The following is a 21,363-nucleotide window of genomic DNA, read 5'->3' on the forward strand; positions in this document are numbered from 1 at the left end:
GGACCAATTAATTGGTCCCTGTCTGTTATCGTTTTCCTTTAATATAAGGTATTCCACTTGCTTTTGGCGCATACGCTTTACCTATAAATCCAGCTACTGCCAAGATAGTTAAAGCATAAGGTAATATGTGTAAGAAATACGTTGGAACTTCTTTTACATATGGAATCTGTCCACCAATAATACTTAGCGCTTGGGCAAATCCAAAGAACAACGCTGCTCCTAGTGCACCAAGCGGGTGCCATTTTCCAAAAATCATCGCTGCAAGAGCCATGAAGCCTTGCCCATTGATCGTAGTATGACTGAATTCACCAGAAATTGATTGAGAATATGCAGCTCCACCTATTCCTGCAAGCATACCAGATAAAATTACGGCAATATAGCGCATTTTCGTAACATTAACTCCCATTGTATCAGCTGCCATTGGGTGTTCTCCAACAGCTCGTAAACGTAATCCAAATGGAGTTTTATAAATGACAAACCAGGCCATAATAGCGATACCAACCGCTAAAATAGAAGTTCCGTATACGTCTTTAAAGAACATTGGACCAATTACTGGGATTTCACTTAATAATGGTATATCAAAACGGATAAATCGTTCTTGAATATAATCTGTTTGTCCTTTACCATAAATCATCTTCACTGAGAATAGTGCAATGGCAACTCCTAGCATATTGATCGCAACCCCGGAGATCGTTTGGTCTGCACGGAACGATATTGATGCAACAGCATGCATAATAGAGAATATACCAGAAACAACCATTGCCGCCATTAATGCAAACCATGGAGTCATTGCTCCAAAAGTATCGACAAACATTAAGTTAAATAGTATACCGATAAAAGCACCCATTACCATTAATCCTTCTAATCCGATGTTTATAACACCAGATCGTTCAGAGAATACTCCACCAATTGCAGTGAAGATTAAAGGAGCTGCATAGAAAATAGCAGAAGGTACAATAAAATATAATACATCTAAGAAGCTCATACTATTTCGCCTCCTTTTTCTTGTTCGCTTTTTCAAGGAAATAGCGAATAACGTAACCACATGCTACGAAGAATATGATAATAGCTATTACAATTGATACAATTTCTACTGGAATACCTGCTTCGTTCGGCATATTAAGAGCTCCATATTTTAAAGATCCAAACAGCACAGCACCGAATATAACCCCTAATGGTGTATTAGCTCCTAATAATGCAACTGCAATCCCATCAAAACCTATACCGGTGAATCCACCTTTAACATTGGCATATTGGAACGTACCTAATGCTTCCATTGCACCTGCAAGTCCAGCAAATGCTCCAGAAATGACCATAGATAGGATGATGTTTTTGTTTACATTCATCCCTGCATACTCGGACGCATGCTTATTAAAACCAACTGCTTTTAGCTCATAGCCAGTTGTTGTTTTATCTAAAATAAACCACATTAGTAAAACCATTGCTAATGCTATGAAAATACCATAATGCAAACGAGAGTAATCTGTAATACTTTCAAAAAATGCAGATTTTAAAGAAGCCGATGCATTAATTGTTCCTGTATTATCCCCACCATCAGATACAATTTTTATCAATGCGTTTGTTGTATGTAAAGCAATATAATTCATCATGATTGTTACAATAACTTCATGGACTTGTAATTTTGCCTTTAATAGCCCTGGAATGAAAGCCCATGCTGCGCCAGCTAATGCTGCAGCGATAATAGCAAATGGCAAATGGATATACATAGGTAAATCAAATGCAATTCCAACATAAGCTGCTGCAAACCATCCTACTAATAATTGACCTTCAACCCCGATATTAAATAATCCCGTACGGAAAGCAAATGCTACAGATAAACCTGCAAGTAAATATGGAGTAATTTGACGAATAGTCTCACCTATTGCATAGGTATCTCCAAAAATACCATTCCATAGTGCAGAATAGCCAGCTATTGGATCATATCCACTTACTAACATAACAATGGCTCCTACGAGCAATCCTAAAATAACAGAAATAACAGGGACAAGTATATTGACTACTCTATTCGACATGAGTTGTTTCCCCCTGTTTAACTTTGTTTGAATTCTTTTTTTGACCTGCCATTAATAACCCTAGCTCTTGCTCAGAGGTTTCTTTAGGTAATAATGTATCAACAATTTGTCCATCATAAATAACTGCAATACGATCAGATACATTCATAACTTCATCTAATTCAAATGAAAGTAGAAGTACCGCTTTTCCATTATCACGTTGTTCGATAAGACGCTGGTGAATAAATTCAATAGCTCCTACATCAAGTCCACGTGTCGGTAAAGCTGCAATCAATAATTCTGGATCACGGATGACTTCACGTCCGATAATTGCTTTTTGTTGATTTCCTCCAGAAAGTGCACGAGCGGGAGTATGTTCACCTTGAGTACGTACATCAAAGTCTTTAATAACTTTTTGAGCTAACTCTGAAACTTTTGAATAATTCATAAACCCATTTTTAGAGATAGGATCTTGATAATATGTTTGAAGTGCTATATTGTGACCGATAGAAAAGTCCAGAACTAGACCATGCTTATGTCTATCCTGTGGAATATGACCTACCCCAGACTCCGTAATTTTACGTGGTTTTTTGTTGGTTATATCTTGTCCATTAATAGAGACAGTACCAGCTTTTGTTTTACGAAGACCTGTTATTGCCTCGATTAGCTCACTTTGACCATTTCCATCGATTCCAGCAATACCTAAAATTTCACCCTTACGAACAGTTAAGTTTAATCCTTTAACTTTATCAATTCCACGGTAGTCTGCTACAACTAAATCTTTTATTACTAGGGTTTCATCTGTAGGATTTGCCTCACTCTTTACAGTTTTAAATTCTACTTGTCTTCCTACCATAAGTGATGCTAATTCATTTGGATTTGTTTCTGCGGTCACAACCGTACCAATACCTTCACCTTTACGGATAACTGTTACTCTATCAGAAACATCCATAATTTCTTTTAACTTATGAGTGATTAGTATAATTGACTTACCCTCTTGTATTAAACGCTTCATAATTTGTATAAGTTCATTAATCTCTTGAGGTGTCAGCGAAGCAGTAGGCTCATCAAAGATAAGTATATCGGCCCCGCGATAAAGCGTTTTCAATATTTCAACCCGTTGTTGCATCCCAACAGAAATATCTTCAATCTTTGCATTGGGATCTACATCTAACCCGTACATTTCAGAAAGTTTTCGAATTTTTTTAGCTGCATCTTTAATATCGACAACTCCAGCTTTCGTTAACTCATTACCTAATATTATATTTTCAGTTACTGTAAAATTCTCCACGAGCATGAAATGCTGATGGACCATCCCAATACCTAGATCATTTGCCACATTAGGGTCAGTAATTTTAACTGTCTTTCCTTTTACTTTTATCTCGCCCGCCTCTGGCTGATATAATCCGAACAAAACGTTCATTAGTGTAGACTTCCCAGCACCATTTTCTCCTAAAAGAGCATGGATTTCTCCCTTTTTTAACTGAAGGGTAATGTTATCATTTGCAACAAACGATCCAAACTCTTTCCGTATGCCAAGCATCTCTATTACATAATCCAATGAATTCACTCCCCACTATAATACTAGTACTAAATTAATACAGGAAAGATCTTAAATTTATAAGTTAAAGTTTATCTCATATAAATTTAGTAAAGACTTTAAATTTTTAAAATCTTTCTTCTATTAATTAAAATATCATAAAGACCGATAAGTATCGGTCTTTATGATGTTAAAAACAAATTATTCTACTGTTTCAGGAACAGTAATTTCGCCTGAAGCGATTTTTTTAGAGTATTCATCAATTTGGTCAAGAATTTCTTGTGGGATAGCTCCACGAGAATCTGCAAGGCCAACACCTTCTTCAGCTAAACCATAAGTTACTGTTGTTCCACCAGGGAATTTTCCATCCATTGTTTCTTTTGCAATGTTTTGAACAGCAGTTCCAACTTTTTTCAACATTGAAGTAAGTGTTACATTCGTGTCGCCAACAGCACCTTCTGCGTATTGGTCAGAGTCAACTCCGATTACCCATACGTTTGCATTAGCATCTTTTGTTTTACGTTCTTTTGCTTCAGCGAATACACCGTTACCAGTACCACCAGCAGCGTGGAAAATAATATCTACGCCTGAAGAATACATACGGTTAGCAGTTGTTTTACCAAGAGCAGCATCATCAAATTTACCAGTATATTGTACATCTACTTTTATAGAAGGATCTACAGCTTTAACACCTTCTAAGAAACCAGCTTCGAAACGTTCGATTACTGGAATTTCCATCCCACCAACGAATCCGATTTTTTTAGATTCAGACATTAGAGCAGCAGCGACACCTGCAAGGAATGATCCTTCTTGCTCTTTGAACATTACAGAAGCAACGTTTGGAGCATCAACGATTGAATCGATAATTGCAAGTTGAGCATCTGGTTGTTGCTCAGCAATTGTTTTGATTGGTTCTTCCATTAAGAAACCAATACCATAAACTATATCAAAGTCACGACGTACTAAATTGTTAAGGTTTGTAATATAGTCGGCATCTGAAGTCGATTGAAGGTAGTCATATCCACCATCGCCTTTTTCAAGACCATTTTCTTTACCGAATGCTTCAATACCTTCCCAAGCTGATTGATTGAATGATTTGTCATCAACACCACCAACGTCAGTTACCATTGCTAGAGAAAAATCTACTGCTTCAGTTGTACCTTCAGAACCTGAATCTTTTGAATCTGTTGATGTAGATGCATCATCATCTTTAGATCCACATGCTCCTAGAATCGTTCCAGCAGCTAGTACTAGTGATAGACCTAATCCAAATTTACGCTTTGTCAATTTGAAAACCCCCATTATTTTTTTCTTGTTAGCAGGAATTGTTGCATTTTACACCCTTTTCCGAACAACGTGAAAGCTAAATTTATCCGCTCGAAAATAATTTTTCGAGTACAAAACCACACGATCGTTTTCATCGTAATGGAGTTGCTTTAAAACAAGCAAGGAAGTCTCTGGTTCACAATTCAAAGTTGGTGAAGCAATCAAATGGTAACCCACGGGATCAATGTATGTCACCGCATAAGAAATATGTATTTCTCCAGACTCTTCTAATGCAGTAAAAATAGAGCCTTCTTCTCTAATGAGAAAATCATTAGGCAAATAATTTTTCGGAACTTTATCGACACAATACACAACTGGTTCGCCATTTGCAGTACGGACGCGTTCCATCGTAACAATCGATTGCTCCTGACCACATTGAAATCTTAAAATATCATCCTCGGTTGGGATCGACTGCATAGAACTTAAGTAAATAGTACCAGGTTCCATACCTGCTTTACGTATCATGGAAGATACGCTTGATAGCTGTTCAATACCTGACGTGAAAATAGGCTTAGAATTTACAAAGGTACCTACTCCATGTCTTCTTACGATAACATTTTCTTCTTCCAATAACCGTAGAGCTTCTCTTAATGTTGCGCGACTTACTCCTAGTGACTTGGCTAATTCAAATTCAGAAGGAAGTTTTTCCTTTTCTTTGAATACGCCCTTTTCGATGTCTTGTTTAAGACGATCGATCACTTGCAAATATAAATGACGATGGTCTACTTTTATTGTCATCTAAAACACCACCATTTTGAAGAGATCAGACCTCTGATGTAAAACTTTCCTACTAATCAGTCATACTATACCATTTTTAAAAGGTGAAATAAATACTTTTCTTCACATTAGGTTAAAAGTTGTTACAAAAACTTGATTACTTTGTAATGATTTTGTCATACTTTTTTTGAAAAGTGTTATACTATTTAACCTTTTGACTCATATTATGTCATCATCAACGGCATTTTTGGATATTAAAACCTGTCTTGGCTTACTTCCCTCATAAGGTCCGACAACTCCACTAAATTCTAGCTGATCAATAATTCTTGCTGCTCTGGAATAACCAATTCTAAATCTACGTTGAAGTAAAGACACGGATGCTGTTTGCATTTCTGTTACGAGTTGTACTACATCATCGTATAATTCATCTCTATCAATCTGTTCGGCAGATTCTTCAACTTCATCGGGGATCATTTCATCTTGATAGTTTGCTTTTTGTTGTTCAATAACAAAATCTACAATTCTTTCAACTTCTGCATCTGATAAAAATGCCCCCTGTACTCGAACAGGTTTCGAGCTACCAGCTGGTAGGAATAACATATCACCTCGACCAAGTAACTTTTCTGCTCCACCCATATCCAAAATAGTTCTAGAGTCTATAGCGGACGATACCGCAAATGCAATTCTAGATGGAATATTAGCTTTAATAATACCTGTAATTACGTCTACGCTTGGTCTTTGTGTTGCAATTATCAAATGTATTCCAGCAGCACGAGCCATTTGAGCTAATCGAGTGATTGAATCCTCCACATCAGCAGAAGCTACCATCATTAGATCCGCTAACTCATCCACTATTACCACAATAAATGGTAATTTTGGATGTTTTTCTTCATTTTCTTCATTCCATCTATCAATATGCTCGTTATACCCTTCCATATTTCGTGTGCCTGTATGAGAAAATAATTCGTACCTTCTCTCCATTTCCGATACGATTTTCTTTAATGCCTGAGATGCTTTTCTTGGATCCGTTACTACTGGTGCAAGTAAGTGTGGAATGCCATTATACATATTAAGTTCAACCATTTTGGGGTCAATCATCATCATTTTCACTTCATGAGGTTTTGCGCGCATCATAATACTTGTAATTATTCCATTGATGCATACACTTTTCCCACTACCTGTTGAACCTGCAACGAGTAAATGTGGCATTTTATTCAATTGTGCAAGCACTGCTTGTCCTGTTACGTCTCGACCAAATCCGATAAGTAGTTTCAGATTTGGTTTATCATTTTCTTCCGATTCTAGAACTTCGCGTAAACTTACAATTGCTATTTCCTTATTCGGCACTTCAATACCTATCGCTGATTTACCGGGAATAGGTGCTTCTATCCGAATATCTCTCGCAGCTAACGCTAGAGCGAGGTCATCATGTAGACTAACTATTCTGCTAACCTTTACACCAACATCTGGTAGAACTTCATATTTTGTTACTGCTGGTCCTAAGTGAACTTGCGTAACCTTTGCTTTTACTCCAAAACTTAAAAATGTTTGCTCTAACTTTTTCGCATTTGCTTGTATTGCATTAAGTTCTCCACTTTGATCGCTATGAGCAGGCGCATCTAATAAGTTAATAGAGGGTAATTGATAGTCCTCATTTTCCACTGTTTCATTTTCCATATTTATGTCTAATGGTTCTATTGGTTCAGTTGGTTCCTCCACTACTTCTTTTCTAGCTATTCGTTCCGTGAAAGCAGAAATAATAGGAGACGAGGCTTGCTCGACTTCCTCTGTCTCTACAGGTATCGCCTCGATTACAGTTACCGCTTCTTCCTGAGCTGCCTGTTTTTTGTTGCGACGGGACGGTCCACTAGGTGGAGTTGGCGCAGGTTTTGCTTTCTTTTTTTTCGGTCTGTTAAGGAAGTTTTCTTTTAGCTTTGGAAATGTCTCTACTAAGTACGGAACTAACGCTTTGCCAGTTAGTAATACAATCCCTATAAATAACATAAGCCAGCCAGCTACTTTCGCTCCAGCCGAATCAAAGAGAACATGGAAAGATGCAAAGAGTATGGCTCCTACTATTCCTCCACCTAAAGAACTGTTTCGATCAGTGATTCCGCCACTCTCAACCATGACACGATAGCTTTCTCTTAAAACAGAATTCGTCACTAATGCCTTTCCTTCAAATAATTGTTGGAATAGAGCGATATGACTAAATAATAGTAAACTGCTTAATATAAACGCACATCCCATTAGCAGCCGGTGGTTCCATGCTGGTACTGATTGTTTGATCATTATAATAAGTGCGTAAACAATAAGCATAAATGGAACTGCAATATGCCAATTTCCGAATAAGAAATAACTTATGTAAGCTAAAAATTCTCCCACAAGTCCATATTCAAAAAACGAAATAATAGATAAACCAATAATTAATAGTCCAATTATTTCATAAAGAAGCGGATGCATTGTTTTTTTTGCAGGCTTTTTTGTTGGTCTTTTTTTCTTCCTTGCCAAAGTGTCACCTACTTTCTAAATTGTTATTAATATCACTTTAAAGAAAAGTCGGACAAAAAGAAGTGCGCTCCTTTTTGTTCATATCCTGTTTCTATAGTTTTCAAAGGGTTTGGACAGATGTTTTACTATATGATTACCAATATCACTTTTTTCGGTAATCTTATGATGTTTGCCTGTCCGTCGCCCTCCTTCAATTCTTAAGTATCATGTACCCAGTGTTCACATTATAGTACAATTTTATATACTTTTTATTCTTTAAGATAAAAAGGATTTCCCTCCGTATTCGGAAAGGAAATCCTTTATTCACATTAATATTCCATAATAATCGGGATGATCATCGGACGTCTTTTTGTTTGTTGGAATAAATATGAATTTAGCGTATCACGGATTTCTTGTTTAATGTTTGTCCATTCAAACGTTTCTTTATTCACATATTTTTCAACAACTGTTCGGACTAGGTTAGCAGACTCTTCCATTAGCGCTTCTGACTCACGGACATAGACAAATCCTCTAGAAAGAATTTCAGGTCCAGAAGCAATTTTCTTCTGTGCTCGATTTAATGTGACAACCACTATAAATATACCATCTTGAGAAAGCAGCTTACGATCGCGTAATACAATATTGCCAACATCTCCAACACCGATTCCATCGATTAGAACGTTTCCTGCTTGAACTCGACCACTCATTCTCATTTTACCGCTCTTATACTCTACAATATCGCCTTTATCGGCAATGAAAATTTCCGATTTGGACATGCCGGTATCTTGAGCCAATTTTGAATGGGCCATCAACATACGATATTCCCCTTGAATTGGTATAAAGTACTTAGGTTTAGTCAGGTTCAACATCATTTTCAAATCTTCTTGACTTCCATGACCAGATACATGGACATTTTTTTCGGAAGTTAATACTTTCGCTCCGACTTTTGCGATTTGGTTCATCGTATTATACATGCCTACCTCCATACCAGGAGAAGGTGTAAAAGTGATTAACACAGTATCTGTATCTTTGATCTTAATATCTTTATGATGTTTACGAATCATTTTTTCTAATGCTTCTAATGGTTCACCTTGTGTACCAGATACAATGACCACAATATTCTCATCATTATGTTTTGAGATTTCCTTAATAGAAATAATTGTATCCTCTTCTACTGTAAAATAACCAAGATCTAAACCAATTTCGAAAATATTTTCTAAGCTTTTTCCAGCAATTGCAACTTTTTTTCCTGTTTCAATTGCTTTGTCAATTACTTGTTGAATACGGATAAAGTTGGAAGCATATAGGGCAACGAGTATACGTCCTTTAGCAGCGTGGAATGTTTCTGATAATTGGTTTTCAATAACTGCTTCTGATGTGGTATAACCCGGTCTTTCTGCTTCAGTTGAATCGGATAAAAGTATAAATACACCATCTTCTCCTAAACCAGCAATTTTAGCAATATCTGGACGATACTTCCCTTTAGCTGACTGATCAAACTTAAATTCTCCTGTATGAACAATTGCACCTTCGGACGTATGGAACACGATACCTAACGAATCCGGAATACTATGTGTAGTATGGAAAAAGGTTACATATGTGCCTTGAAAATTCATACGGCTTTTATTTGTTACTTCAAAATATTTGACTGGTTGCTTCGTCGGTAACGCTTTTAAATGCGTTTTAGCCAAAGCTATGGTCAACTTCGAACCGTATACAGGTGCTTGTACTTTTTGTAGTAAATAAGAAATTGATCCGATCGCATCTTCATGACCATGCGTTAAAAAGATTCCTTTTACTCGATCTTTATTTTCCACTAGATACGTAATGTCTGGAATAACTATATCTATTCCTAGCATTTCATTTTCTGGGAACATTAAACCACTATCGACGACAAATATTTCTTCATCTATTTCTACTACATACATTGCTTTTCCGATTTCTCCAACTCCACCGAGCGGTATAATTCGAATAAGTTCATTTTTTACTTTTACCAAATCTTTTCCTCCTATAAATCAATTGCGCCTAGGTATAATTGCGTCCAGATTTTGAATTGTGCTAGGGCCTGCGTGATGCAGGTCAGTTAGCCGCTGTCGTATGAATGGGATGTTCTTAGACTAACATCATCCTAAGAGTCCATTCAAAAATCTGTTACATTCACCATAAGCTTAACTTTTCAGCAAGGGCTTTGCTCACTGAATTGTTTTTTCATATCGGTATTCATCTCTCCGCTTTCTCTAGAAGTCGAGGATATCTAATCACGTTAGATTGTTAATTTTTTTGCTGAAGAAGTTAACCCGTCCAACATCCACTAATTTTCATTATATCGGACGTCATCGATTCACACAAATAAAAAAAAGGCTGAAATAGCAAATCTTCAGCCTTTCCGCCAAAATTATTCAAAATTTTTGTATTGTTCCCAGATTAAATCAAATTCCCGTTTTTCTCTTTCAGTCATTTCAACAAGTGGGAGACGTAAACTACCCACTTCGATACCTATTTTAGAAAGTGCATATTTTATGACTGTCGGATTCGGCTGTTTAAATAAAGCCTGTATTAGTGGCACTAATGATTGATGAATTCGTGCAGCTTCTGGATGATTACCACTCTGAAATTCTACAATCATTTTCTTCATATCATTTCCTACAATATGAGAAGCAACTGAAATTATCCCTTTGCCACCTATTGCAAGTAATGGAAGTGTGAGAGAATCATCACCACTATATACTTCTAAATCACCTTTTGTAGCCTTCATAATTCTAGTCATTTGATCTAGATTGCCACTGGCTTCTTTTAGAAATTGAATAGATGGAATTTGGCTTAACGCTACAACAGTCTCTAGCTCCATATTAATAACAGACCGACTCGGAATATTATAAACAATTATTGGCAAAGATGTTGCATTTGCAATTGCATTAAAATGGGCAATTAACCCTCGCTGGTTTGGTTTATTATAATATGGTGTGACAATCATTAGTCCATCTACTCCAAGAGCCTCAGCCTTTAGAGAAAGTTCAATTGAAGCAGCTGTATTATTACCTCCCGTACCCGCGATAACGGGAACTCTATTATTCACTTTTTCTACAACGAATTTAAGCAAATTAAGTTTTTCTTCAGTTGATAGAGTAGGAGATTCCCCTGTTGTTCCGCTAATGACGAGAGAATCGGTCCCAGTAGCTAGTAAATGTTCGATTAAAAGTTCCGTTGCAGCATAATTGATTGATCCATCTGTTTGAAACGGGGTGACCATTGCCGTAGCAATAGGGCCTATATTCATTTTTACACCTCTTTTAAAATACCTTCAGCAATAAGCGCTTCTGCAATTTGTATAGAGTTCAGTGCTGCACCCTTCAATAAATTATCTGATACAATCCACATATGAAACCCTTTATCATTCGAAGGGTCTTTTCTTAAGCGTCCTACAAAAACATGATCCTTATCCTCTGCGAAATAAGGCATCGGGTAAAGCTGTTGAGCAGGATCATCCTGCAAGATTATGCCATCAGAATCTGCAAGAAGTTGTTTTACTTGATCTAGCGTTACGTTGTCTTGTTCTACTTCTACAAATACCGATTCAGAATGTCCCGTCACAACTGGTACTCTTACACATGTAGCTGCAATCGCAAGATTTGGTAAAGACATAATTTTTTTCGTTTCATTCATCATTTTATGCTCCTCAAATGTAAAACCATCTTCAGTGAATACATCAATTTGAGGGATGACATTTCCTGCTATAGGAAAATGCTTTTCAGCACTTTTTACTGGTAAAATTTCAGGTCTTGCATGTTTCATTTTTATTTCTTCGCTTTGTGTTGTCAATTCCTCAATAGCAGCTGCTCCAGCACCCGATACTGCTTGATAGGTAGAAACAATCACTTTGTTTAAACCAAATTTTTGTCTAATCGGCTCAAGTGCGCAAACCATCTGAATAGTAGAACAATTCGGGTTAGCAATAATCCCTGTATGTTCGTGTAACGCTTGTTTATTTACTTCTGGAACAACCAAGGGTGTATCTTTATCCATCCGGAAGGCACTCGTATTATCAATAACTATTGCACCTCTATTACTCGCCTCTTTTGCTAAAGCTTTAGAGATAGAGCCACCTGCAGAGAAAAATGCTATGTCAACACCTTCAAATGACGCTGGTGTCGCTTCTTCAATTATATAAGTACTCCCATTAACTACTACTTCTTTACCCGCTGATTTTTTGGAAGCTAATAATTTTAATGTGGTAAAAGGAAAACTTCTATCTACCAATTTTTCGATTATTTTTTGACCAACTGCACCTGTCGCTCCCACTACTGCTACTGTAAAACCTTGTGACATGAAAAGCTCTCCTCCTAGACCAATGCTATTTTTGATATTGTATTATATTATACATGAAAATACATCTTCATCAATATTTATAATTGATGACTAATGAGTAATGGTTGAAATTGCTTGAATTGAATTGCATGCTCAACTGTAGGAATAATTTTTGTAAAGTCAGCAATAAGCGAGTTTGGTTTGTTATGAGGGTTATCTTGGCCGAAGGGGATAAAGTATATATTTTTGGTAGAAAGTAGTTTCATAATGTTCATACCATTCAATCCTAATGCATCATTTGTGGATATTCCTAGTACTACGGGTTTTCCATTACGCAAAGTTGCTTTTGCCGCCATTAACACGGGCGAATCTGTTTGTGCATTTGCTAGCTTACTTATTGAGTTCCCAGTCATCGGAGCAATCACCATACAATCTAATGGATTGGTTGGTCCAAACGGTTCTGCCTCAACAATCTTTGATACTACCTTGCTGCCACTAGCCTCTTCTATTTTTTCTACCCATTCCTCACCTGTTCCAAAGCGTGTTGCTGCAGTTAACACAGAATACGTAATTATTGGAACAACAGTTGCCCCTAACTCTGTAAACTGTTTAATCATTGGAATAACTTCTTCATAAGTACAATGAGATGCGGTTATCCCTAATCCTATTCGAAGATCTTTTAACACTATTCTTCCCCCTCTAGCAAAGCCAATTGAGTTTGCACAGTCTTTGCTATTAAATATCCTGCATCCTTCGGAAAAAACAAGCCTGGTAAGCTAGTAGAATGTATATAGTTTGTAGGAGTCGAATTGGCTGACTCGAGCAGACACCCAGGATTTGATGCTAAATCATACACTTTTATAAACCTATTCGTATCGGACGGACTAAGCCATCTATATGGAATGGTATTAATGAGATAGGTCGATTGTGCATCTCGGATTTTATCCACATGCTCCAATTGCTCTATTTGATATCCATAACTTTTTGCTTCAAATAGTTGATGGTCAGATCGAACTGAGATGATTACCTCTGCTCCTAAATGATGCAGAGCAAAAGCCAGTCTTTTTCCTACTCTACCGTAACCTGTTATGATAAATTTTTTGTTATATATGGATTCGTTTTCATTTCTATAAAAGTAGTTTATGAAACCTTCAGCTGTAAGATTTGCATTTTCCCAAATCCACTGCTCATCCTCTAAATAATTAAAAGCATGAACCTGGCTATTTTGTATTTCCTGTTCAATTTCTGAATTCTTTTTTCCAACAAAAAGGAGAAGACATGAGTTGGGCAAAACGAAAGAACAATCTATTTTTAATGGTGGTATTGGTAAAAAAATAATGGTAGGATGAAAATCGTTTATGGCTGCTTTAAGTTCTTCCGTCCAAATCATTGTTGGAAAAATTTTCACTTCTAATAGATTATCTAAAGTTTCCTTTACAAAAGGTAGACGGGCATCTGTACCAATGATTGCACACTTTTTTTTCACGAATATTCACTATTTCCAATTTCAGTATTTGCTTCATTAAACAGAATTCTGTCTTTCCCAATAAGAATAATTTCTTCCCATGCAATAAATTCCTTTTTCTTGCCTGATTTGTTTGCTTGAAAAAAAGTTCCTGTTTTTTGAAAAACCTCGAACCCTTCAATTTTCCCGTTTTCTGGATTGAAGAGCAATTCAGTGTCTGCAAGTTTGCCGTATCTTGCGCCGTCCTTAACTTGGATAAGTTCTTTTTCTGCAAGTTCCGAAAGTAACAATCATTCTCCTCCTTATTGATTTCTATTTATATATATGCCATTTCGCCGTACAAAGTGAATAAAAGAAATGCTTGTGAAAAATGAGCCTGTTGTTTATGTAGTTAATTTCCTCTAGAGTTGTTTTCCGTTACGTCGGACGCTTTCCGGGGGCACGGCTCGAGCCTGTAGTCTCTCGCTCGTGCTGTTCCCCAGGAGTCGCTGACTTCACTTCAAACAACCAGAATATGAAGATTCTAATATGGTCTATTTTCTAAAAAATTAAAGAAAAAAAACGTGAGATCAAGTGAATGATTCCAGATTTTTAAATTTAAATACTTACCTGTTATGTCCCAACTTCCCCCTTTATCGGTAATCCTATAGCTTCTGTCTCTCAGTTTTAGCACTATCTATGTTTACTTTGACTACTATTTATACCTAAGTGATACGCTTTGCCAATCTAATTGGGGAGTACTACTCATTTTATTGATTGTAGTGAAAGGTGGCGACTTCGGCGGGATGAGTGAGACAGGTGTGACATCACAGCGACGCGTTAGCGACTGTGATGGCTCATCGTTCACCCCGCGAAAAGCGTCCACCTGAAACGGAAATCAGTAGTATTACTTATTTAATAATTATCTTGAACCATGAACCCAGTGTTAATGGAATATTATATTTACTTTATCTATTAAAAAAAGCCGATCAGTTATGATCGACTTTTGGTTTGATGATGGATATAGCTGGTTTATGTGAAAATGTCTCTGCGGCAAGTTCCATTACTGATTGTAATGTGACTTCATCAATTGATTCACTTACTTCATCTAATGAACGATGTTCACCGTAGAGTAATTCATTTTTGCCATTACGGCTCATTCGAGCATTGGAGCTCTCTAATCCAAGGAGTAAGTTACCTTTTAATTGCTCTTTTGCATTAGAGACTTCAGTTTCAGTAAACCCCTTTTCAAGTACGTTTTGGATGGTTTTCTGAATAGAATCTGTTAATTCCTCTAATTGTTTGCTGGAAGTCCCCCCATAAATAGCAAGTGCTCCTGTATCTTCATAAGAAGAATGATAAGAATAGATGGAGTAAGCTAGCCCTTTTTCTTCTCTGATCTCCTGGAAGAGTCTAGAGGACATACTACCACCCAAAATATTATTCATCACAACTAAACTATATATATTATCTGCTTTTACACTCAAGCTTGGATAAGCTAAACACAGATGTGCTTGCTCTGTATCTCTGAAGTTTTCCACATGTACTGGCTTCAAAATCGGCGTTGTCACTTCTATTTTCTCATTGATTTCATTGTCCAAACGGCTAAATAATTCTTCAATATGCTGTAGTAATCCTTCGGGAATATTACCTGCGACAGAAATAACAACATTTTCTGGTGTATAATGTTTTTTCATGTAAGCCAAAATCGTTTCTTTTGTAAAACTATTTAAAGTTTCCTCTGTTCCAAGTATAGGAGCACCTAAAGGATTTTCTTCATACATCGCTTGCCATAAATATTCGTGGACTATATCATCTGGAGTGTCCTCTACCATATTAATCTCTTCTAGAACAACCTGTCTTTCCTTCTCAATTTCGTTTGCATCAAATTGAGAATGGAAAAACATATCTGCTAATATGTCTACTGCATGTTCTGCATGATGATCTAACACTTTTGCATAATAGCACGTATTTTCTTTAGATGTGAAGGCATTGATATTCCCACCAATACGATCGAATTCCTCTGCGATTTGTTTCGCTGTTCTAGTTTCAGTACCTTTAAATAACATATGCTCAATGAAATGAGTTAAGCCATTTTCTTCAGGCAGTTCATATCTTGACCCTGCTTGCACCCAGATCCCCACAGCAACAGAACGTACATATGGTATATGTTCAGATACAATTCGAAGCCCATTCTTGCATGTAATTTTGTTTATCAAATTAGCACCTCTGTTTATTCTATTCAGCTATTTAAAAAGGTTGCCGTAGCATTTAAACTACGGTCAACCTTTTATGTCGTGCTGATGTAATTAATTATTTGTTTTCTTGTTGTTCAGCGCGTTCTTTTTCTTCTTTGATAACTACTTTACGAGATAAGTTTACACGACCTTGATTGTCGATTTCGATTACCTTCACTAGTAGCTCATCTCCTAATTTAAGGACATCCTCGACAGCTTTTGTACGTTCTTCTTGAATTTCGGAAATATGCAGTAAACCATCTTTACCATTGAATATTTCTACGAAGGCACCGAATTTTTCAATACGTTTAACTTTCCCTAAGTAGTATTCTCCAACTTGTGCAACTCGCACGATGTTTTCGATAATTTCTTTTGCACGAGCAATCATCTCTTCGTCAGCTGAAGCGATATAAATTGTACCATCTTGCTCGGTATCAATTTTAACGCCAGTTTCATCGATGATTTTATTAATTTGTTTACCACCTGGTCCAATTACATCGCGGATTTTATCCGGATTAATTTTGATAACGACAATTTTAGGTGCATATTTTGACAATTTCTCACGTGGCTCAGAAATTGTTGCAAGCATACTTTCTAAAATTTGCATACGACCAATTTTAGCTTGGTCAAGCGCTTCTTCAAGAATTGTTCTTGATAGACCATCAATTTTAATATCCATTTGAAGTGCTGTAATTCCTTTAGACGTACCTGCTACCTTAAAGTCCATATCTCCAAGATGATCTTCCATCCCTTGAATATCCGTTAAAATAGTGTAGTTTTCACCTTTTTTCACAAGCCCCATAGCAATACCAGCAACTGGTGCTTTTAAAGGAACCCCTGCATCCATCATAGCTAGAGTAGATGCACAAATACTAGCTTGTGAAGTAGAACCATTCGATTCTAATACTTCCGCTACTAAGCGAAGAGTATACGGGAAATCTGCTTCATCCGGAATAACTGCTTCTAGAGCACGCTCTCCTAAAGCACCATGACCAATTTCACGACGACCTGGAGCACGAATAGGTCCTGTTTCTCCAACACTAAATTGTGGGAAGTTATAATGATGCATGAAGCGTTTTGTTTCCTCTAGACCAATACCGTCAATAATTTGAACATCACCAAGAGGTCCTAAAGTACATACACTTAAAGCTTGTGTTTGACCACGTGTAAACAGTCCAGAACCATGTGTTCGAGGTAAAACGCCAACTTCTGATGATAGAGGACGAATTTCCGCTACTCCACGACCATCAGGACGGATTTTGTCCTCTGTAATCAAACGACGAACTTCATCTTTTACCATTGCATCTAAAATTTCACGCACTTGCTTTAACGTTTCGTCAGTTGCTTCTTTTTCTGTATATTGTTCCATAACTTCTGTTTTTACTTCAGTAATAGCATCTTCGCGAGCGTGTTTTTCTTGAACTTGAATTGCTTGTACAAGTTTAGCTTCACAAATGCTCTTCACTTCTTCGAAAAGCTCTTTATCTAACTCAAAAAGAGGAATATCTTTTTTCGCTTTTCCAACTTCAGCTACAACTTTTTCTTGGAATTCGATTAATTTGATAATTTCATTATGTCCGAACATAATTGCTTCAAGCACCGTTTCCTCTGAAACTTCTTTTGCTCCAGCTTCAACCATGTTGATCGCATCTTTCGTTCCAGCAACGGTAAGATCTAAAATACTCTTTTCCATTTGCTCAACTGTTGGGTTAATAATTAGTTCTTCACCGATCAATCCTACTTGTGCTCCAGCAATCGGGCCGTCAAATGGAATATCAGAAACGCTTAGCGCTAAAGATGAACCTAGCATTGCAGCCATTTCAGATGAACAGTTTTGATCAACAGACATTACGATTGAAATAACTTGAACCTCGTTACGGAAACCATCTGGAAATAGCGGACGAATTGGACGGTCAATTAAACGACTAGTTAAGATTGCTCGTTCCGAAGGACGACCTTCACGTTTAATAAATCCACCTGGAATTTTACCTACAGCATATAATTTTTCCTCATAGTTCACTGTCAACGGGAAGAAATCTAAATTCTTAGGGTTTTTAGATGCAGTTGCTACAGATAATACTGATGTATCACCATATCTTACAAGTACTGCTCCGTTCGCTTGTTTTGCAAGTTGTCCTATTTCTACTTGCAGCGGGCGTCCTGCCCATTCATACGTAAATACTTTCTTTTCACTCATGTAATCTGGACTCCTCTCGACTTCAAAAACTCCTTTAAAAAAGGGTATATAAAGTGTATATGTATCATAAGTAGTGTATCAAAAATCTCTAAACTATGCGAAGTTTTTTATGCAAAAGAAAAAGCGGGATAAATCCCGCTTTCCTGAAAAATCTTATCGACGTAAACCAAGTTTTGCGATTAGATCACGGTAACGTGATACTTCGTTTTCACGTAAGTATTTTAATAAGTTACGGCGACGTCCAACCATTTTGAATAGACCACGACGTGAGTGGTGATCTTTCTTATGAGTACGTAAATGTTCGTTTAAAGAGTTAATCTCTTCTGTAAGAATTGCGATTTGAATATCAGCAGATCCAGTGTCACTTTCGTGAGTTCTGTACTCAGCGATTAATTCATTTTTGCGTTCTTGTGTAATTGCCATGTTGTTTTCCTCCTAAAATTCTAGTTATCCCCTAGTCCTGAGCAATCGTTGGAGAATCGAAAAAGCCAAGGAAAGGTTAAGTACGGTATTGTACTTATAAAGATTATCATAAAAAGTTTAGTGAAGCAACTAATTAGTAATAAAGAGCTTTTAATCACTCTTATAAAAAATGAAGTAAACTATGAAAGATTCTATTTTAAAATCAGTGGCGGTTACTCCTGGGAACAGCAAATTTTTACTGTACCGATAGCGAAGCAACAGGTACACACACGAGCGAGAGACTACAGGCTTGAATCGTGCCCCGGAAAGAGTCCGCAGAAAGGGATACAACTATAATGGAAAACTAATTGAAAGTTTTGTCCCACTCTCGATTCTTTTATAATTCAACTTCTTTTTTAAAAAAATCAATTGCAACCTGTTTGTCTTTTCCAATCTGCTCTTTTAATTCATCAATGCCATTGAACTTTTGTTCAGATCGGATACGCTTATACCAATGAACCGTTACTTCCTCACCATATATCGATTGTTCAAAATTAAATATATGTACTTCAATAGAAAGCTTTTTCTCTTCAGGGTTATTAAATGTTGGTTTGAAGCCTACATTACAAACACCCTCATGCCAAGTTTCCTGAACAGAAATTTTAACTGCATATACACCGGTTGCAGGAGTAAATTGTCCTTCGGTTGGATCGACATTTGCTGTCGGGAAGTTTATCGTTCTCCCTCTTTTGTCTCCATGAATAACTACTCCTGTTAACTGAAAGGGTCTGCCTAATAATTCTCTTACTTGCTCCATATTACCTGTTGTTAGCTCTTCTCTTATACGAGTAGAGCTAATCTTACCACCATGTAGCTCTTTTTTGCCTACTACTGATACTGTATATTTACCCTCGGATAGAAGGTCCATATCTTTCATCGTACCTTTTCCAAAAGCACCAAAAGAAAAGTCAAAGCCGGCAGTAACATGTTTTACATTCGTCTGGTTTATAAAAAACTCGATGAATTTTTCCGGAGTAAGCTTTGCAAAATCAGAAGTAAACCGAACAACAAAAACCGCATCTACTCCAAAGCTTTTCAAAATATTCATTTTTTCTTGAAGTGGGGTAATATAAAAGACTTTCTCTTTTCTGCCACCAAGTACTAATGAAGGATGGGGATCGAAGGTCATTACTGCAGTTTTGATATTCATCTCTTTCCCTTTTTCGAGCGCATTTTTTATAACTGCTTGATGCCCTTTATGCACTCCGTCGAAGAAACCGATTGCTAAAGAGTATGCATCATTTTTATCGTTTGTAAATAAATGGTTGGGGTAAGATAAGTGATAGATGTCCATATTAATCTCCTTTTGTAGATGAAAACATTTTTTCTGGTTTCATCATACCACTTTTTGTTGGATGTTTAATATAAACTGCAATCGGATCTCCTAACATTTCGTATACTATTTTCTCGTTTTCCATCAACAATGGATGTACTTCCACTACTTGTCCATTGGTAATACTCTTTTCGTTTTCTTCATTTACCTCAAGTGTTGGCCAAGCAGACAATGCACTTTTTAAGGGTAATAAAGTATCTATCAATGTTTGTTCTTCTACTGCATTTTGCACATCAGCTAAAGTTAAACATTGCTCTCGAGTGAAACTTCCTGAAGCTGTTCTGACTAGTGATGACATATGTGCGGGATATCCAAGAAGTTCTCCAATTTGAACTGCAAGTGTACGTATATAGGTTCCTTTTCCACATTCAATTTCTATGTTGAACGTAACTTCCTGCCCCGAAAAAGTAGCAGCTTCATCCAATAAATTAATATTGTGAATCATTACTTTCCTACTTGGACGTTCAACCTCTTTCCCTTCACGAGCATATTCGTAAAGTTTCTTACCATTCACTTTCACCGCTGAATACATAGGAGGAATTTGAGTAATTTCTCCAGTCAACTCTGCTAGCACTTCTAAAATCAGTTCACGAGAAAAAGATTTTGAAGTGGAGTCATTTACTACGATATCACCATCTGCATCTTCAGTTGTAGTAGATGTACCTATAGAAATAGTGGCCACATATATTTTTCCTTGATCCATAATATATTCCGATACTTTTGTAGCCTGTCCTAAACAAATAGGTAAAACTCCTTCCACACTAGGATCCAGTGTTCCAGTGTGACCAATTCGTTTCATCTTCAATATTTTTCTAAGTTTAAATACACAATCATGTGAGGTCATTCCTTTTTCTTTCCATAAAGGTAATATCCCTTCGTACATGCCGTTCACCCCCGGTATATATAACAAAGAAGTCTGCTTCAGTAAATAAGCAGACTTCTTTTTGTTTTATTACTCAGATGGTTTATTAATTTGTCTTAATAAATCATCTATACGATTTCCATATGCTGCAGACTCATCATATTCAAAAATAAGTTCAGGCGTGATACGCAAGCGAATGCGCTGCCCTATTTCAGAACGAATAAATCCTTTAGCTTTTTCTAAAGCTTTTAAAGTATCTGCTCGGTTTCCATCAAGGACAGTGATGTAAATAGTCGCTTGTTGTAAATCACCAGTAACAGCTACATCTGTAACTGTGATAAAACCGATACGTGGATCTTTTAACTTACGTCCGATGATCTCGCCCAACTCTTTTTTCATTTGCTCAGCAACTCGGTTAGCACGCATTGACATGATCGC

Annotated in this window: 18 protein-coding genes; all 18 read right to left on the reverse strand. The window is 36.8% G+C overall.

The window, feature by feature from the left end:
- Positions 1–25 precede the first annotated feature (25 nt).
- The 18 genes from ACIQX2_RS00430 to rbfA all read right to left on the reverse strand — a co-directional run bounded on the left by ACIQX2_RS00430 (position 26) and on the right by rbfA (position 21,357).
- Positions 26–985 (reverse strand): ABC transporter permease, encoded by a 960-nt coding sequence (locus ACIQX2_RS00430; RefSeq protein WP_402845859.1) that lies wholly within the window; start codon positions 983–985, stop codon positions 26–28.
- A gap of 1 nt (position 986) precedes the next feature.
- Positions 987–2,033 (reverse strand): ABC transporter permease, encoded by a 1,047-nt coding sequence (locus ACIQX2_RS00435; RefSeq protein ID WP_402845861.1) that lies wholly within the window; start codon positions 2,031–2,033, stop codon positions 987–989.
- Entirely contained in the window at positions 2,023–3,573 is a 1,551-nt protein-coding gene (locus tag ACIQX2_RS00440; RefSeq protein ID WP_402845863.1) for an ABC transporter ATP-binding protein, read from the reverse strand. The genes ACIQX2_RS00435 and ACIQX2_RS00440 overlap by 11 nt, the downstream gene beginning before the upstream one ends.
- Positions 3,574–3,753: 180 nt before the next feature.
- Complete coding sequence (locus ACIQX2_RS00445; protein WP_402845865.1) at positions 3,754–4,839, reverse strand: BMP family lipoprotein; 1,086 nt, start codon at positions 4,837–4,839, stop codon at positions 3,754–3,756.
- Positions 4,840–4,887: 48 nt separating this feature from the next.
- Positions 4,888–5,616 (reverse strand): GntR family transcriptional regulator, encoded by a 729-nt coding sequence (locus ACIQX2_RS00450; RefSeq protein WP_402845867.1) that lies wholly within the window; start codon positions 5,614–5,616, stop codon positions 4,888–4,890.
- A gap of 198 nt (positions 5,617–5,814) precedes the next feature.
- A complete protein-coding gene (locus ACIQX2_RS00455) occupies positions 5,815–8,058 on the reverse strand; it encodes an FtsK/SpoIIIE family DNA translocase (protein WP_402847458.1) in 2,244 nt (747 codons plus the stop codon).
- 356 nt (positions 8,059–8,414) lie between these two features.
- Positions 8,415–10,082: a ribonuclease J gene (locus ACIQX2_RS00460; RefSeq protein ID WP_402845869.1), complete on the reverse strand. Its 1,668-nt coding sequence runs from the start codon at positions 10,080–10,082 to the stop codon at positions 8,415–8,417.
- A gap of 398 nt (positions 10,083–10,480) precedes the next feature.
- Positions 10,481–11,362, reverse strand: coding sequence for a 4-hydroxy-tetrahydrodipicolinate synthase (dapA, locus tag ACIQX2_RS00465; protein ID WP_402845871.1), 882 nt, complete (start codon positions 11,360–11,362; stop codon positions 10,481–10,483).
- A gap of 2 nt (positions 11,363–11,364) precedes the next feature.
- The gene (locus ACIQX2_RS00470) at positions 11,365–12,411 is read right to left on the reverse strand and encodes an aspartate-semialdehyde dehydrogenase (RefSeq protein WP_402845873.1); all 1,047 of its coding nucleotides are present in this window, start codon (positions 12,409–12,411) and stop codon (positions 11,365–11,367) included.
- A gap of 77 nt (positions 12,412–12,488) precedes the next feature.
- Positions 12,489–13,076 (reverse strand): dipicolinate synthase subunit B, encoded by a 588-nt coding sequence (locus tag ACIQX2_RS00475; protein ID WP_402845875.1) that lies wholly within the window; start codon positions 13,074–13,076, stop codon positions 12,489–12,491.
- On the reverse strand, positions 13,076–13,876 hold the full coding sequence (locus ACIQX2_RS00480) for a hypothetical protein (protein WP_402845877.1): 801 nt from the start codon (positions 13,874–13,876) through the stop codon (positions 13,076–13,078). The genes ACIQX2_RS00475 and ACIQX2_RS00480 overlap by 1 nt, the downstream gene beginning before the upstream one ends.
- The gene (locus tag ACIQX2_RS00485; RefSeq protein WP_402845879.1) at positions 13,873–14,145 is read right to left on the reverse strand and encodes a YlmC/YmxH family sporulation protein; all 273 of its coding nucleotides are present in this window, start codon (positions 14,143–14,145) and stop codon (positions 13,873–13,875) included. Before ACIQX2_RS00485 ends, ACIQX2_RS00480 begins: the two co-directional genes overlap by 4 nt.
- Before the next feature lie 678 nt (positions 14,146–14,823).
- Complete coding sequence (locus tag ACIQX2_RS00490; RefSeq protein ID WP_402845881.1) at positions 14,824–16,053, reverse strand: M16 family metallopeptidase; 1,230 nt, start codon at positions 16,051–16,053, stop codon at positions 14,824–14,826.
- 94 nt (positions 16,054–16,147) lie between these two features.
- Entirely contained in the window at positions 16,148–18,268 is a 2,121-nt protein-coding gene (gene pnp / locus ACIQX2_RS00495) for a polyribonucleotide nucleotidyltransferase (RefSeq protein ID WP_402845883.1), read from the reverse strand.
- Positions 18,269–18,421: 153 nt separating this feature from the next.
- Positions 18,422–18,691, reverse strand: coding sequence for a 30S ribosomal protein S15 (rpsO, locus tag ACIQX2_RS00500; RefSeq protein ID WP_090562453.1), 270 nt, complete (start codon positions 18,689–18,691; stop codon positions 18,422–18,424).
- A gap of 376 nt (positions 18,692–19,067) precedes the next feature.
- Complete coding sequence (gene ribF / locus ACIQX2_RS00505; protein ID WP_402845886.1) at positions 19,068–20,024, reverse strand: riboflavin biosynthesis protein RibF; 957 nt, start codon at positions 20,022–20,024, stop codon at positions 19,068–19,070.
- Position 20,025: 1 nt separating this feature from the next.
- Positions 20,026–20,946, reverse strand: a complete 921-nt coding sequence (gene truB / locus ACIQX2_RS00510) for a tRNA pseudouridine(55) synthase TruB (protein WP_402845888.1) — start codon at positions 20,944–20,946, stop codon at positions 20,026–20,028.
- A gap of 69 nt (positions 20,947–21,015) precedes the next feature.
- Positions 21,016–21,357, reverse strand: a complete 342-nt coding sequence (rbfA, locus tag ACIQX2_RS00515; protein ID WP_269921274.1) for a 30S ribosome-binding factor RbfA — start codon at positions 21,355–21,357, stop codon at positions 21,016–21,018.
- Positions 21,358–21,363 lie beyond the last annotated feature (6 nt).

The sequence above is a fragment of the Psychrobacillus sp. NPDC096623 genome, from assembly GCF_044762655.1.
Taxonomy (GTDB): Bacteria; Bacillota; Bacilli; order Bacillales_A; family Planococcaceae; genus Psychrobacillus.